The sequence below is a fragment of the Janthinobacterium algoris genome (assembly GCF_051380935.1).
In the GTDB taxonomy this organism is placed as follows: domain Bacteria; phylum Pseudomonadota; class Gammaproteobacteria; order Burkholderiales; family Burkholderiaceae_D; genus Janthinobacterium.
Window position 1 is genome coordinate 1 of the sequence record NZ_JBNYXZ010000019.1, and the last position, 15016, is coordinate 15016.

The 15016-nt window shown below is 57.8% G+C and carries 8 protein-coding genes and 1 pseudogene; 3 read left to right on the forward strand and 6 right to left on the reverse strand.

The genetic code is table 11. The annotated features are described in order from the left end of the window. Positions 1-448: 448 nt before the first annotated feature. Positions 449-696, forward strand: a pseudogene (locus tag ACQ4W7_RS23380) (RsmE family RNA methyltransferase); the annotation flags it as partial. 76 nt (positions 697-772) lie between these two features. Here ACQ4W7_RS23380 and ACQ4W7_RS23385 read toward each other — a convergent pair. Continuing rightward, positions 773-3634 (reverse strand): TonB-dependent receptor domain-containing protein, encoded by a 2862-nt coding sequence (locus ACQ4W7_RS23385; RefSeq protein ID WP_436533630.1) that lies wholly within the window; start codon positions 3632-3634, stop codon positions 773-775. Positions 3635-4008: 374 nt separating this feature from the next. Between ACQ4W7_RS23385 and ACQ4W7_RS23390 the strand changes: the two genes are divergently transcribed. After that, on the forward strand, positions 4009-4206 hold the full coding sequence (locus tag ACQ4W7_RS23390) for a hypothetical protein (protein WP_436533632.1): 198 nt from the start codon (positions 4009-4011) through the stop codon (positions 4204-4206). 577 nt (positions 4207-4783) lie between these two features. After that, a complete protein-coding gene (locus ACQ4W7_RS23395) occupies positions 4784-6415 on the forward strand; it encodes an NAD(P)/FAD-dependent oxidoreductase (protein ID WP_436533634.1) in 1632 nt (543 codons plus the stop codon). Positions 6416-6522: 107 nt separating this feature from the next. Here the strand turns inward: ACQ4W7_RS23395 and ACQ4W7_RS23400 are convergent, their stop codons facing one another. The 5 genes from ACQ4W7_RS23400 to glnL form a co-directional block, all read right to left on the reverse strand. Continuing rightward, positions 6523-9375 (reverse strand): TonB-dependent receptor, encoded by a 2853-nt coding sequence (locus ACQ4W7_RS23400; RefSeq protein WP_436533636.1) that lies wholly within the window; start codon positions 9373-9375, stop codon positions 6523-6525. A gap of 378 nt (positions 9376-9753) precedes the next feature. Then, positions 9754-11127 carry an ATP-binding protein gene (locus ACQ4W7_RS23405; protein ID WP_436533638.1) on the reverse strand — a complete coding sequence of 458 codons (1374 nt, stop codon included), beginning with the start codon at positions 11125-11127 and terminating at the stop codon, positions 9754-9756. Positions 11128-11261: 134 nt separating this feature from the next. Further along, on the reverse strand, positions 11262-12227 hold the full coding sequence (gene corA / locus ACQ4W7_RS23410; protein ID WP_436533640.1) for a magnesium/cobalt transporter CorA: 966 nt from the start codon (positions 12225-12227) through the stop codon (positions 11262-11264). A 161-nt stretch (positions 12228-12388) separates the two neighbouring features. Further along, positions 12389-13879: a nitrogen regulation protein NR(I) gene (gene ntrC, locus ACQ4W7_RS23415; protein WP_436533642.1), complete on the reverse strand. Its 1491-nt coding sequence runs from the start codon at positions 13877-13879 to the stop codon at positions 12389-12391. A 48-nt stretch (positions 13880-13927) separates the two neighbouring features. Beyond that, entirely contained in the window at positions 13928-15016 is a 1089-nt protein-coding gene (glnL, locus tag ACQ4W7_RS23420) for a nitrogen regulation protein NR(II) (RefSeq protein WP_426074290.1), read from the reverse strand.

A 15016-nucleotide genomic window follows, 5' to 3' on the forward strand; every position in this document is an offset into this window, starting at 1 on the left:
CGCCAGCGGCGCCACTCGCGCCTCGGCAATGTTCCGCCCGCGTTGTTTGCTGAAAAATTCAGCAAACAACCACAGGCGGCTTGAAACAAGAGTGTCCGCTATTGACAGTACACCTCACAATACGCACAGAATGAATTGTTAAATCGGCTGCCGCTCGCACGCGGGCGACGCCAGATACAGGAGGCACGGCGCGGCCGCTTTCCAGCAATCCTGCCGAACACAGGGCCGGGAGATTGCCTTGCATGCTGGTGAGATGGCCGGTGGAGAAAAATTTGGGTAAAAAAGCGGCCTGACTTCTCAGTCATCCCGCCCTTTCGACGAACGGAGCGGTATTGCTGCCGCCATGTTCGCCTTACTATATAAAAACCGTGCATGCAAGTCCCTGCTGAAGAAGCGGCCATCAGCGCCTGCGTCATACCGAGATGCGTTGTACGACTGGAAGCGCTAGCAAGATTTACATAAACGCATCATCCTGACGCAGCGGGCGGAACAGTCGCTGGCCGACTGGGCCCGTCACCAGCCACCGCAAGCGATCACCGTGATGGTGGGCCGGAAGGCGGCTTTACCGAGGCGGAAGAAAAAGCCGCCATCGCGGCTGGCGCCATCGGCTTGGCTATCGGGCCGCGCATCCTGCGCACGGAAACGGCGGGATTGACGGCGCTGGCCACATTGACTGCATTGTGGGGCGGGATGTAGCGACAAAAAAAACCGCCAGGCGAACCTGGCGGGTTGTATTCAGACTATCAGCCAACGCGCCTTGCGGCGCGCCCGATTAGAAAGCCTGGTTGTAACGCACGTAGACGAAACGATCGATAGGCGCATTGGGGTCAACCGAGCTACCCGACGAATTGCCGCTGTAGGTGATGCGTGGAGCCTTGTCGAAAACATTGTTGGCGCCGACCAGGATCTGGCCTTTCCATGGCGTTTTGTAACCAACGCTCAAGTCGGTGTACGTAACCGAACCCATTTTATTGTAACGGCCAAAGCTTGCAACGTCATTTGGATTGCTGCACTCTTCCGTAGGCGAATAGCACTTGCCCTTCACACCGCTCGCATAACGCGAGGTAACAGCGGCGCTCCAGTTGCCCATGCTCCAGTCAACGGTCAAATTAGTCTTGAAGCGATTGTAGTTGTACTCACCGTTGTATTCTTGCCATTCAGCTTCATCGGAGCTCTTGCTCTTGAACGACTTGACCCAGGTTGAGTCCGAACGAATGTTGAATTGGCCATACGCAGTGCGTGGCAGACGATAGCCAAGACCGATGTCGACACCTTCAGTCGACAATTCGCCCAAGTTGGCATTGCCGCGAGCCAAGCTGATCACGTTACCAGCAACATCGCGCTTGATGACCGCGCAATACGACGACACATTTTTCAGGTAGCACTGTTCCAGCACGAAATCGGCGTCAACTGCCGTGATACGGCTCTTGACACTGACTTTGAACCAGTCCAACGAAGCGTTCATGCCAGGAATGAACGATGGGTTGTAGACGAAACCCAAGGTCTTTGTCTTGGCGATTTCCGGTTTCAGCGCGGCATTACCAGCACCTGCCTGGAATGCAACGTTCGACTGATTGCCGCCAGCATCGACAGGGTTGCCCGACTGATCGACTTGACGGTAACCGGCTGGTGCACCACCTGCAAGGCAGTTGGTTGCAACGGCCGGATTGTTACGCTGGCCATTGACGCTGTCGCAGATGTCCATGTATTCATCGAACGACTGCGTGCCGCCACCAAACGTGTCGCCCAGCGATGGAGCACGGAAGCCCTCGGCCCAGGTACCACGTGCCAGGAAGTCGTCAACCGGTTTCCACATGAAACTGACTTTACTATTGGTGGTGCTGCCAAAGTTGCTGTAATCGGAGTAGCGTGATGCCACGTTCAAGGACAGCAATTTTGCAAACGGCTTGTCTTTCAGTACTGGAATGTTTGCCTCCAGATACGCTTCCTTGACCGAGTAGTTACCATAGGTGGCATTGCCGGCTAGGTCGGACGAGTAACCCGATTGCTCAAACTGGCCAGGCTGGTCAAAACCACGCACAGAGCGGTGCTCAAGGCCACCTGCGATGCCGACTGCGCCAGCTGGCAGGGAGAACAACTCACCGGCCATGTCAGCGGTCGCGCTGTTGATCGTGCTGCCATAGGTGGATTGACCGGTGGCCATCACGTAGTCCAGCGCCTGCTTATTCGAAGCGGACGGGCCGCCCAGGACATTGAACGGCACGCAGGCACCCAAGGCAATCGGGTTCTCTGCCGTACCGCACTGTACTACGCCGCTGGCATTCTTGAACGATGGGCCGAGGGCCTTTTTAAGGTTCAGCAAGTTGAGGTTGCCCGTGCCCTTAATATTGCCCGCAACGGAGTTGTGGTTGTAACCTGCGCTCCAGTTCCACGGCAAACCGCGCACTGTGAAGTCGCCTTCCAGCACTGCATCAATATGCAGGGTCTGGCTACGATTTTCTGTTATGCGTGGACGCTCTACAGTTCGGCGGTTGAAGTACAGATCCTGCCCATTGCCAGCGCCTGCGACGGAACTGCCATACGGGTTGTAATAGCTGTCTTTGTCGACGTACACAGGGTACGCTTCTTGCGTCGCCGACTGCAATGGGTAGCCGCCATTTTGCGTGCTCGAAGTACGCTCGGAATACATTGCCGTCGTCTTCAGGCGCAGGTCCTTCGGCAAGGCGATTTCACCTTTGGTGATGATGGTCGTCAGGGCGGTCGGCGCCTGGAACATCATGTCATTGGTGGTGCTGTATTTGTCGTCGTTGATGCTGCTACTGGCAGGATGGTAGTTGGCCGGATTACGTGAATCGGCACCCACACCGTCGCCATACTTGCCGCCAGTGTGATTGAGAACCATTTGATCGCCCCAGTCGCCATCTGCATTCTTCAAACGGATCGCGCCCCACGGGCCGCCACCCAAACCGGCATCTGGGTGGCCAGGACCACGGCTGTATTTAGTAATTTCACGATCGCGGGCCCAGACGGTACGCTGTTCGCTGTGGCTGATGCCAAAAATCATGGACGCTTTTTCATCGCCAGCGCCGTACGTCAGCGAGTAGTCCTCCGATTTGCCGTCGCCGCCTTCGTTGATACCCTTGTAGAGGCTGACAGCGCCACCGGTCATGCGGGTTTTCAGGATGATGTTGATCACGCCTGCGATAGCATCTGAGCCGTAGATCGCCGACGCGCCATCTTTCAGAATTTCGATGCGCTCGATCATCGCCGTAGGCACGGTCGACAGATCGGTATAGCCATTGACGGACTGCGTCCAGCGCTTGCCGTCGACCAGCACCAGCAGGCGCTCGGGGCCGAGGTTGCGCAAGTCGATGTATTGACCGCCCATTTCCAGGTTCGACGTCAGGGTCGAACCCTTGCTGAAGCCGGTAGGAGGAGCCGACGAAGTCATTTGATTCAAAACGTCGCCAACCGTGACCAGGCCAGTAGCCTGAATCTGCTGTGCGGAAATCTTCGAGACCGGTTGTGCCGTTTCCAGGTCGACTTGGCGAATCCGCGAGCCGGTAATTTCGACGCGCTGAGGAGCTTCGGCTTCAGCTTGCGCTTGGGCGAATGCGGTAAGTGCGTTCAATGCCATCGCTACTGCTACTGCAATCTTGGTGCGTTGATGCATAAGTTCTCCGATTTGAATAATACCTACTGATCTAGTCAGGCTCTAGTAAACATAAAATTATGTTTAATGTCTTTCTTCCCGTGCCGTCGGCAGTGTCTCCAACCGTTTATCGCTTTATGAGCGAGTCAGCAACGTTACTATGACAGTACGTCATGAAAACACTTCTATAGCTGCACTGTCAATAATTCCAAAAAATACATTCGACAAAGAAACAACACTTTTTTTACTCTGCCGCCTGAATTCTTAGCCAAAACAATCGCTGCGACACCGATTAAAAATCGTAATCGCACCAGCGCAGTGCAGTCGCTACACAGCCGTATTCGACGCGACACTTTTTGGTGCATACAGACCAAAAATAGAATGGACGGGAGTACATGACGCTGCAAGAAACAACAGTCAATGAAGGTAAAAAACTCGTTTCCCCTATGACATGGCCCTGCATTACGCACCAATGTGGTACAGCATGTATTGGCATTCCCGCAGCCATCCTGCCTGGCATGCGCCCCCAGAAACCAGCCTCTTGGCGTCGGGAAAAAGAAGATGCGTTGGGAAAATACAACAAAATAAACTAAAGCTATCAAAACTCTATTTTTTGTACTACATTACTAATCGGCCTAAAACAAAATAACGTTTATCCAGAATACAACCATTAATGTAGCGACTGAGTTTATTTCATGCATATTTAATTGATTATTCGATACAATATTTTTCGCCTTTTATTGTGCGCCAATATATATTGGATTACCGAAAAAAAAATTAAATTGAACTCAATTCAATATCTTCCCGCGACACCCATCATTTCTGGGTTGCATCCAATATTCAGCAGGCGCATTGCCAGTCCAATTAGAGCGGCTCGCATTAATATTCTCCTGCATTGATTGTTGCTCTTCTCGATAAATTGCTTCCTGTTGCGCCACATTTCGCGTCGTTTCACAAAGCGCTGGAACAGGTATTGTATTTTCCGCGCCGCGCCAGCGATACGGGATCAAGCGGAACGGTCTGCGCGCTGTCATCGCACCACGGGACAGTCAACCCCGCCGCATCAACAAACCGCGCAGCAGGTAAGATAGCGTCCTGATGGCAGAGCAAGCGCCGCCTCACACACTCTCCGCTAACTACGGAGCCCGGTAATTTTTAAAAATACACACCATGTTGCGACTCAACGAAGTAAAACTCCCCCTCGAACACGACGAAGCGGCCCTGCCCGCCGCCATCCTGGCGCGCCTCGGCATCGCCGCAGCGGACCTGCTCGGCTTTACCGTCGTCAAACGCAGCTATGACGCGCGCAAGCGTAGCGCCGTGGTGTTGATTTACTCGCTGCATGTTGACGTCAAGAATGAAGCGGCCGTGCTGGCGCGCCTGCAGCACGATGTACACCTGATGCCCGCGCCCGACACCGACTACAAATTCGTCGCCGGCGGCGAACAGCTGGCCGGCCACACCAATGAACCGCGTCCCATCGTCATCGGCACGGGCCCCTGCGGCCTGTTCGTGGCGCTGATCCTGGCGCAGATGGGTTTGCGCCCCCTCATCCTGGAACGGGGCAAGCAGGTGCGCGAACGCACGGTCGACACCTTCGGTTTCTGGCGCAAGCGCGAACTCAATCCGGAGTCGAACGTGCAGTTTGGCGAAGGCGGCGCCGGCACCTTCTCGGACGGCAAGCTGTATAGCCAGATCAAGGATCCCAAGCACTACGGCCGAAAGGTATTGACGGAATTCGTCAAGGCCGGCGCGCCCGAAGAAATCATGTATGTGAGCAAGCCGCACATCGGCACCTTCCGCCTGGTCAAGATGGTGGAAGAAATGCGCGCGAATATCGAACAACTGGGCGGCGAATACCGCTTCAGCAGCAAAGTGGTCGATCTCGACATCGTGCAAGGCAGCGATGGCGGCCAGGTGCGTGGCGTCGTGCTGGAGAATGGTGAGACCATCGCCAGCAATCACGTGGTGCTGGCCATTGGCCACAGCGCGCGCGACACCTTCGAGATGCTGCATCGCCGCGGCGTGTACATCGAAGCCAAGCCGTTCTCGATCGGATTCCGCGTGGAGCACCCGCAATCCTTGATCGACAGCTGCCGCTTCGGCCCCAGCGCCGGCCACCCGATTCTGGGCGCGGCCGACTACAAGCTGGTGCACCACGCCAGCAATGGCCGCTCCGTCTACAGCTTTTGCATGTGCCCAGGTGGCACGGTAGTGGCCGCCGCCTCCGAACCGGGCCGCCTGGTGACGAACGGCATGAGCCAGTACTCGCGCAATGAGCGCAACGCCAACAGCGCCATCGTGGTCGGCATCACGCCAGCCGACTACCCGGGCGACCCGCTGGCCGGCATCGCCCTGCAGCGCGAACTGGAAGAACGCGCGTTTGCCTTGGGCGGCAGCAACTACGATGCGCCAGGGCAATTGGTCGGCGACTTCGTGGCAGGTCGCGCCTCGACCGAATTTGGCAGCGTGGTGCCATCGTACAAGCCTGCCGTGCACCTGACGGATCTGGCGTCAGCGCTGCCCGAGTACGCGATCACGGCCTTGCGTGAAGCCTTTCCGGCGTTCAACAAGCAGATCAAGGGCTATTACAAGGCCGACGCCGTGCTGACCGGCGTGGAAACGCGCACCTCGTCGCCGATCCGCATCAAGCGCCGCGACGACGACCTGCAAAGCCTGAACACGCGCGGCCTGTTCCCTGCAGGCGAAGGCGCCGGCTATGCAGGCGGCATTCTGTCGGCGGCCGTCGACGGCATCAAGGTGGCCGAAGCGGTAGCCTTATCGATGGCGGCGCGCGGCTAAGTCCCCTGGCCTACGGCTGGCACCATGAAAAAGGCCGAGCCTTGTGAAAGGCCCGGCCGCTTATCCATTGCATTCGATTGCGCCTCCACCAGGCGCCCATTATGCGCTTAGAAGGTGTACTTCAAGCCTCCAGAAAAATAGCGGCCAACGGCGCCAGCATAGTCCAGCGGATTGTAGGACACAGCACCATAGGTCAGCGGATCGAGCGGAGCACGTTTGTCGAACAAATTCTGCACCGTGCCGAACAATTCCATCTTGTCGCTGAGCTTGTAGCGGGCATTCAGGTCGACACTGGTGAACGATGCCAATTGGCAACCTGCCGGTGCATCGTCGCCATTTGCGTAGTGAAAGGCACAACCATCCGGATCATTCTTGAAGTTGGTGTTTTTCAACGCACCACGATAGTTGGCCGTGGTCGAAACACGCAGCTTGTTGAGCTCCCAGGTCAAACCCAGGTTGACGCGATTATCTGGCGTTCCCATGCAGTTACTCACATCGCAATTGCCGTGCGTACCAGCGAAGTCGCGCGAGGTGCCATCCTTTTCCGTCCGTGTGAACGTGAACAGATGCGTCCACTTGGCATCGAAAGTCAGCTTGCCGTAGCCCGCACCCAAATCAAAACCCTGACGGAAATCCAAATCGACGCCCCGTACTTTCGTTTGGGCCGAGTTCACATAGTTTGCCAGCACCGCCGTGATGGCGCCTGGATCGCCAGCAATGCCAGCCTGTGCGGTCGACGGGTCACGTGCCACATGTCCGGCTGCAATCGCCGCATCTGTTTGCTCCTGGTTAATCTCGTTGGTACGCTTGATTTGCCAGAAGTCCACCGTCAGATTTGTTTTAGGTAACGGATCCCAAACGAAGCCAATATTCGAGCTCTTCGATTTTTCTGGCGACAGATTAGGATTCGGTGACGTGATGATGGCAATCGATGCGGCCGAGCAAGCGGTGGTGACACCCAGGGCGCAACGGAGCGGATCGCTGGCCGACGAGAATGCCGCCAGACCACCCTTGCCGTTTTCCGCTGCGCTTGGCGCCCGGAAGCCTTTGGCGAACGAAGCGCGCAGGGCAAATTCCTTGACAGGATTCCATTTCAAGCCGACCTTCGGCGTGTAAGCATTGCCGACATCGGAAAAATGGTCAGCCCGGATCGCGCCCGACAACTCGACGCCTTTCCATACAGGCGCAACCAGCTCCGTATAGGCAGCCGTAACACTGCGGCTGCCTTCGTATGCCGAATAGCCCAAACCGATAATATTACCCTTGTCCGTACCCGCAGTAGGTGCCAATTCAGTCGATTCGTGACGGTACTCCGCACCGATAGCGATGCCAAGGGCGCCGCCTGGCAACGGCATCAGCTCGCGCGAGGCCTTGAAGTCGATCTGCGACATTTTGGTCGTTGCATCATTGGATATTTTCGGTGCCAGGGCAGCATATAACGCGGCCGAGTTCAAACCCGCATTTTCGCCAACGCGCCAATAACTGCCGGCCGGTAACGCAGCATATGCAGGATTTTTCATCGCGGCAGTGACATTAGCGACCGTCGGGTTCAGCAGCGCAAACATCACATCACGCTGCAGATAGCCGGAGCGGTCGTTGGAAACCTTGTTTTGCGAATAGAGCAAAGCTGTATCGAAATCCCATCCGGCTGCGCTACCTTTAAGGCCAGCAACGAAACGTGTGAAAGTCGAGTCGATATTACTGACACGAGGACCAACATCGGCTGCTAGGTAACGAAACCGCGCGGCCGTGCCAAAGTAAGGATTATCTGGATGACTGGCTCCCAAAGCCACGGCCGCATTACTGACCGGGCCACCAGGGTAGCCAACACTGCCACTGATACCGGACGGTGTCGTTGACGAAGATGATTGACTTGTGAAGTAGTTCGCTTCGGCATAAGCCTGAACGTCTTGATTGAGCTGTAACGTGCCGCGCAGGAAAATGTTACCCGTTTCCTGGCTCGGCTGCATCTGGCTGTACAGTTGCGGTGCATCGATCAGACATCCGCCACCTGGATCACCTTGTGGATGGTTGGTGAAGTTGGAGCAGGCAGCACCTGGGAAGGTCCGCGTAAAACCAACGCCATTCGGGTTGCCGCGGTTGTAGTAATCAAGCGTCGTCGGATTACGCACATTGCCGTTGATCGCACTGCCTGCAGCGTTGTTGCCCGTAATGGCACCCGTACCGCCGAGCGCCTGTTGTGCATCAAAACCGTACTTGCGTAAATCCGAAGCGCCAATATAGCCACGGTCGGAGCGGTCACGGTTCCAGACGGCATTTTTCTTGCCATATTCGGCACTCATAACCACGTTGTATTTGTCAGCGACGATATCGCCAAAGCCATGCGTCACGGCCAGGCGCACATCGCCGCCATCGCTGTAACCCGTCTGTCCATAGCTGACCTTCAGGGTGGTTCCCTGAAAATCACTGCGCAGAATGATATTCACCACGCCAGCGATTGCATCGGAACCATAAATTGCAGAAGCGCCATCCTTCAGAATCTCGACGCGCTCCACGGCATCGGCCGGAATGATATTCAGGTCAGAAAACACCTTTTGGCCATCGTCCGCCAGCCCGTAAGGCGCGATGCGTCGGCCATTGAGCAGAACCAGCGTCGAAGCGGTTCCCAGGCCGCGCAAGGAAATACCCGATGCACCGGCAGCAAAACCGTTGCCAAAACTAGTAGGTACCGACCCTTGGTTATCAACTGCCAGCGACTGAAGCAATTCCGCTACCGTCGATTTACCCGATTTTTCGATATCTGCCCGGCTCAGGGTTTGAACTGGAGAAACACCTTCAGCTTGCGCGCGACGGATATTCGATCCGGTGATCTCCACCCGTTGTACAGTAGGAGAGACAGGTGCGGTCTCTTGTGCGAGTACTGGCTGAGCCAGCACGCCAATGGCAATCCCTGAAAACATCAGGCGCACAGAGCGAGATAATACGGTTTCTTTAAGCATTGTTATATCCTTGAATAAGGCAAATTTAAGAAAACCGTCATCGTGTGGATGAGGGTTAATACATTGCAAATCCAACTAGCAGTCTTCGTGTAGCTCAGCCTTCAAAACCGCATCCCACGGAGATGCGCCGAAACAGCTGGGGAGTGTCTTGCGGCACCTTGCCAACTCTGCTACCGATTTACTAATACTTTGTTACAGGCTGATAAATTTCATCAAAACATGACGTAAATTCAGTGTCAATAATTGAATTTCCAGTTCATGCATAGAAACAACACTCGCGCCCGTTTTCACAAATATGCCTTCACATATTTGACGAACGATGCCCTTTGGCAATAAATTTAAGACGGGAAGGGGCGCGCCTTACGAAGCACGCTTGGGTCAACTGGCCAGCGGCAGCCTGATCTGTATATGACAGCCGGGAGTGCAGTCGATGGCGCACACCTGGCCGCCCAGTTGCTGCACGATGGTGTAGACGATGTGCATGCCCAGGCCGGAGCCGCCCTGGCCACGCTTGGTGGTGAAAAACGGTTCAAACATATGCTCGCGCACGGCTGGCGCCAAGCCGATGCCATCGTCGGAAAATTCCAGCAGCAGCCATTGCAAGGCCGCGTCATCCTCGTCCGCCTCGATGCGTGCACGTATCGTGATGCGTCCTGGTCCGCCCTGCGGGTAGCCGTGGCGGGCGCTGTTCATCAGCAGGTTCGAGAGGATTTGCGACAACTTGCCGGCCGCCAGGCGCACCTGGCAATCGGGCGCGATGTCGAGTTCCACGCCCAGCGCCGCTTTGCGCAGTTCCGGACTGTGCGCCGACACCAGGCCGTGCACATAGTCGTGCAGCGCCAAGTCGGCCACGTATTCGCTGACTTGGTCCACGGCCAGCTGCTTGAAATTGCCGATCAGGTCGGCGGCGCGCGCCAGGTTGCGTTCGATCAAGGCGGCCGCGCCTTTCAGGGATTCGGCAATGTCGACCAGTTCGGCACGGCTGACCTTGGCACCTCCCAGCAGCTGCACCAGCTGGTCGGCATAACTGCCCATGCTCGACGCCGCCGTCAGCGCCACGCCGATGGGCGTGTTGACTTCATGCGACACACCGGCCACCAGCGAACCGAGGGCCGCCATCTGTTCTTGCTCGATCAGGTTGGCCTGCGCCGCCAGCAGTGATTCTGTACGCACGCGCACGATTTCTTCCAGCTGCTGCGTGCGCTCCTGGTGCTGCAACTCGGCCGCGCCGCGGGCCGAGAAGATCGACAGCAGCAACAAGGCCAGCAAGCGCTTGTTTTCATCGATGGGACGCGTGTCGATGGCCGACAGGATGCCCAGGGTCTTGCCTTCGGTATCGATCAGCGGCATGCCGACATAGCTTTCCGCATGCATGTCGACCAGGAGGCTATCGAATGGAAAGCGACGCTGGATGTCACTGCCATGAAAACACATGCTCTGGCAGGTCACGTCCTGGCAAGGCGTGTGCTGCAGGCTGTATTCGATATTCGGCTGGTAGTCGTCGCCGCCCCACAAGGCCAGGGTGCGGATGCCTTCGCTGCCATCGGCCATGCGCACCAGGCGCCCCGCGATCACATAATGCACGTCGAGCGCTTCGGCCAGGTCCTTGACGAGGATGCGCAGGAAGTCGTCGCCACGGGCGTGCGCCGTCGAGGCCGTAATCGAGCGCAGGGCCGCTTCCGCCAGCCTGCGCCGCTGCTCGGGATCGAACAGGGGTTCTTGCGAATTCACATCAAACAACGGAATACTCATGAATGCTCCTGCGCAGCACTGGAAGCGCCAGCAAACCTGCCGGCGTGGCAACCCTCAGCCATGGCCCGCCCCAGCGGACCTGCCGCGATTGTACCCCTGGCTATTGTTTAATAATACAGATAGACAGGAATTTTTTACAGCCAGCCGGAACGCTTGAACAAGTAATACATATAACCGCAGACACAGCTCATCAGTCCCACGGCCACAGGATATCCGTATTGCCAGTCCAGCTCCGGCATGAACTTGAAGTTCATGCCCCACACGCCGGCAAACGCCGTGAACACGGCGAAAATAGCCGCCCAGGCTGCCAACTGCTTGTTCACTTCGCTCTCATCGATGGCCACCATCGACAAATTCACCTGGATGGCCGTACTGATGGTGTCACGGATGGTGTCGAGTGTGCCATTGATGCGCGCCAGATGATCGTGCACGTCGCGGAAATACTCCTGGGTATCGTGGCATAGCGGCGGCACCCTGCCTCCGTGTAATTTCCCCACCGCTTCCATCAGGGGCGCCACCACATGGCGCAAGACCATGACCTTGCGCTTCAACTGGTACAGGCGTTCGATATTGTCGCGCTCACTACCACGGTCGAAGATACGGTCCTCGATCAATTCCAGCTCCGATTCCAGTGCGTCGAGCACGGGAAAATAACGGTCGACGACGGCATCCATCAAGGCATACAGCACGAAAGCCGAGCCCTGGCGCAACAGATGCGGCTCCCGTTCGGCGCGCGCGCGCACACCGAGGAAACCTTGCGAGCTGTTGCTTCGCACGGACAGCACATAGTTGGCGCCGACAAAAATATCAACTTCGCCCAGCACCAGCTCATTGCCCACCATTTCCACGGTTTTCACCACGGCAAACAGGGAATCGCCATATTCTTCGATCTTCGGGCGCTGATGGCCCCGCTGTGCGTCTTCGACGGCCAGTTCATGCAGGCTGAACTCGTGCTGCATTTGTTTCAGCTCGTCCGGCGTGGCATCGAGCAGGGCCACCCAGACGAAGCAGTCGGGGCGCTCGACGTAATCGCTGATATCGTCAATCGGCAAGTCGGCCAGTTTTTTGCCATCCTGGTAGGCCACGCAGTTAATCAGCATACGAATCCCGGCATACAATTTCCACAATGTAAGTTAAGACCGGACGAAACAGTCCGGCAGGCGTCAGCTTACCTTATCGCTTGCCATTGTTGTGGGTGTTGTGGCGTGCAAGGGACGCCGGCAGGGAAAGCGGACGGGGCGAGGCCCCGTCCGGACGGGAATCAGTCGTCCTTGGCGCCGTCGATGCCCAGTTCGGATATCTTGCGGGTGATGGTGTTGCGGCCGATGCCCAGGCGCACGGCGGCATCGTTCTTGCGCCCGTGCGTATGCTTGAGCGCCGTCTTGATCAAGGCCGACTCGAATTGCCGCCCCAGCACGGCCATGACTTCCTGTTGCCCGGCGCCCAACATGCCGGCCGCCTGCAATTCCAGCAAGCCGATCCAGCCGGGCGGCGCGCCGGTGGCGGGCGCGGCGGCCTCGAACACCTGGCCGCCGTGCACATGAGCAACATTCGCTGGCGCCACGTCAGCAGACGCCGGCGCGGCTGCGCCATCGCCCTGCCCCTGCGTCAATTCCAGCGGCAAATCCTTGATTTCCACCGTCTGGCCTGGCGCCATCACGGTGATCCAGTTGCACAGGTTTTCCAGCTGGCGCACATTGCCGGGCAAATCCAGGCCGCTGAGAAATTGCATGGTCGGTTCGCTCATGCGTTTGGCTTCCACGCCCAGCTGGCGCGCGCTTTGCACCAGGAAGTGGCGCACCAGGATGGGGATATCCTCGCGCCGCTCCCTCAAACTGGGCAGGCGCAAACGGATCACGTTCAGGCGGTGATACAAGTCTTCGCGGAACAGGCCGTCGCGCACGCGCTGCTCGAGGTTCTGGTGCGTGGCGGTAATGACGCGCACATTCGCCTTCATGGGCTGATGCCCGCCGACGCGATAGAAATGGCCGTCGGACAACACGCGCAAGAGGCGCGTCTGCAGGTCGAACGGCATGTCGCCGATTTCATCGAGAAACAGGGTGCCATTCTCCGCTTGCTCAAAGCGGCCCCGGCGCGTCGTCTGCGCGCCCGTGAACGCCCCCCGTTCGTGGCCGAACAGTTCCGATTCCAGCAAATCCTTGGGGATCGCCGCCGTATTCAGGGCAATGAAGGGCTGCGCCGCGCGCGGACTGTGCTTGTGCAGCGCGCGCGCCACGAGTTCCTTGCCGGAACCGGATTCACCCGTGATGAGCACCGTCACGTTCGATTGCGACAGGCGGCCGATAGCGCGGAAGACTTCCTGCATGGCCGGCGCCTGGCCGAGGATTTCCGGCGTTTCCGACGGGCCCGATTCGACGCTGGTCTCGCGCAGGCTCTCTTCCAGCGCGCGGCGGATCAGCTCGACAGCCTTGTCGATGTCGAAGGGCTTGGCCAGGTATTCGAAGGCGCCGCCCTGGAAGGCAGCGACGGCCGAATCGAGATCGGAAAAGGCCGTGATGATGATGACAGGCAAGCCGGGAAAGCGCGACTTGACTGTCTGCAGCAATTCCAGGCCGGACGCGCCCGGCATGCGGATATCGGACACGAGCACTTGCGGCGTGTCAAATTCCAGTGCGGCGATGGCGTCGCGCGCATTGGCAAAACTCTTGGTGGCGAGATTTTCCCGCGCCAGGGCTTTTTCCAGCACCCAGCGGATTGATTCGTCGTCGTCAACTATCCAGATTGGCTTCATTAGTGTGTGCGTCCCGCAATGGATTTCATGGGTGGGATACCTCCTCGCTTATGGCAAGGGTAGAACGATCCTGAAATCGGTGTATCCAGGCCGGCTTTCGCACTCGATCACGCCCAAGTGCTGTTGCACGAAGGTTTGCGCCAAGGTCAGTCCCAAACCGCTGCCGCCTTCCCTGCCCGATACCAGCGGGTAGAAAATCCGGTCGCGGATCTGGGGTGCGATGCCCGGTCCATTGTCAATGATATGCAAGTCTAATGCCAGGCCGTAACGGACCTTGGCCAGGGTCACCTGGCGCGCCACGCGCGTCTTGAAAATCAGCTCCGCATCGCCCGCCTCGATGCGCTCGGCCAGGGCTTGCGCCGCGTTGTGCGCGATATTGAGCACGGTTTGTATCAATTGTTCCTTGTCGCCGCGAAACTCGGGGATCGAAGCGTCGTAATCGCGTGAAATGGTCAGGCCGCTGGGAAACTCGGCCAGGATCAGGCTGCGCACGCGCTCGCACACTTCGTGGATATTCACGTCGCCCACAATATGCGGGCGGCGATGCGGCGCCAGCAGGCGGTCGACCAGGGTTTGCAGGCGGTCCGCTTCCTTGATGATGACTTGCGTATATTCGCGCAGCTCGCTCAGGTGCAGGGCTGGCAATTCCAGCTCCAGCAGCTGGGCCGCACCGCGGATGCCGCCCAGCGGGTTCTTGATCTCATGCGCCAAGTTGCGGATCAGCTCCTTGTTGACCTGGCTCTGGTCGAGGATGCGCTCCTCGCGGTCGAGTTTTAACTGCTGCACGTTCTCGCGCAGCTCGATCAGCACGCTGTCGCGCGGCGCATCGAGCGCGCTGATGATGCTGTGCACGCGCAGCGGCTCGCGCCCCAGGCGTTCCAGGCTCAGGTCCTGGCGCAAATCGGAAAATTTATGTTCGAGCGCCTGCGCGCAGATGCCGGCCAGCTCCTCGGGATTGAGGAACAGCGCCGTCAGCTTTTGCCGCGACAGGGCTTTCAGCGAGCTTTCCAGCAAGTTTTCTGCCGCCGCGTTGGCATAGCTGATGCGGCCGTCGCCATCGAGCAGAATCACGGCCGAAGCCAGCAAATCAAGGCCGGCCAGGTGGGCGGGACGGCTGGAATGGTTGTCTATTGTCAT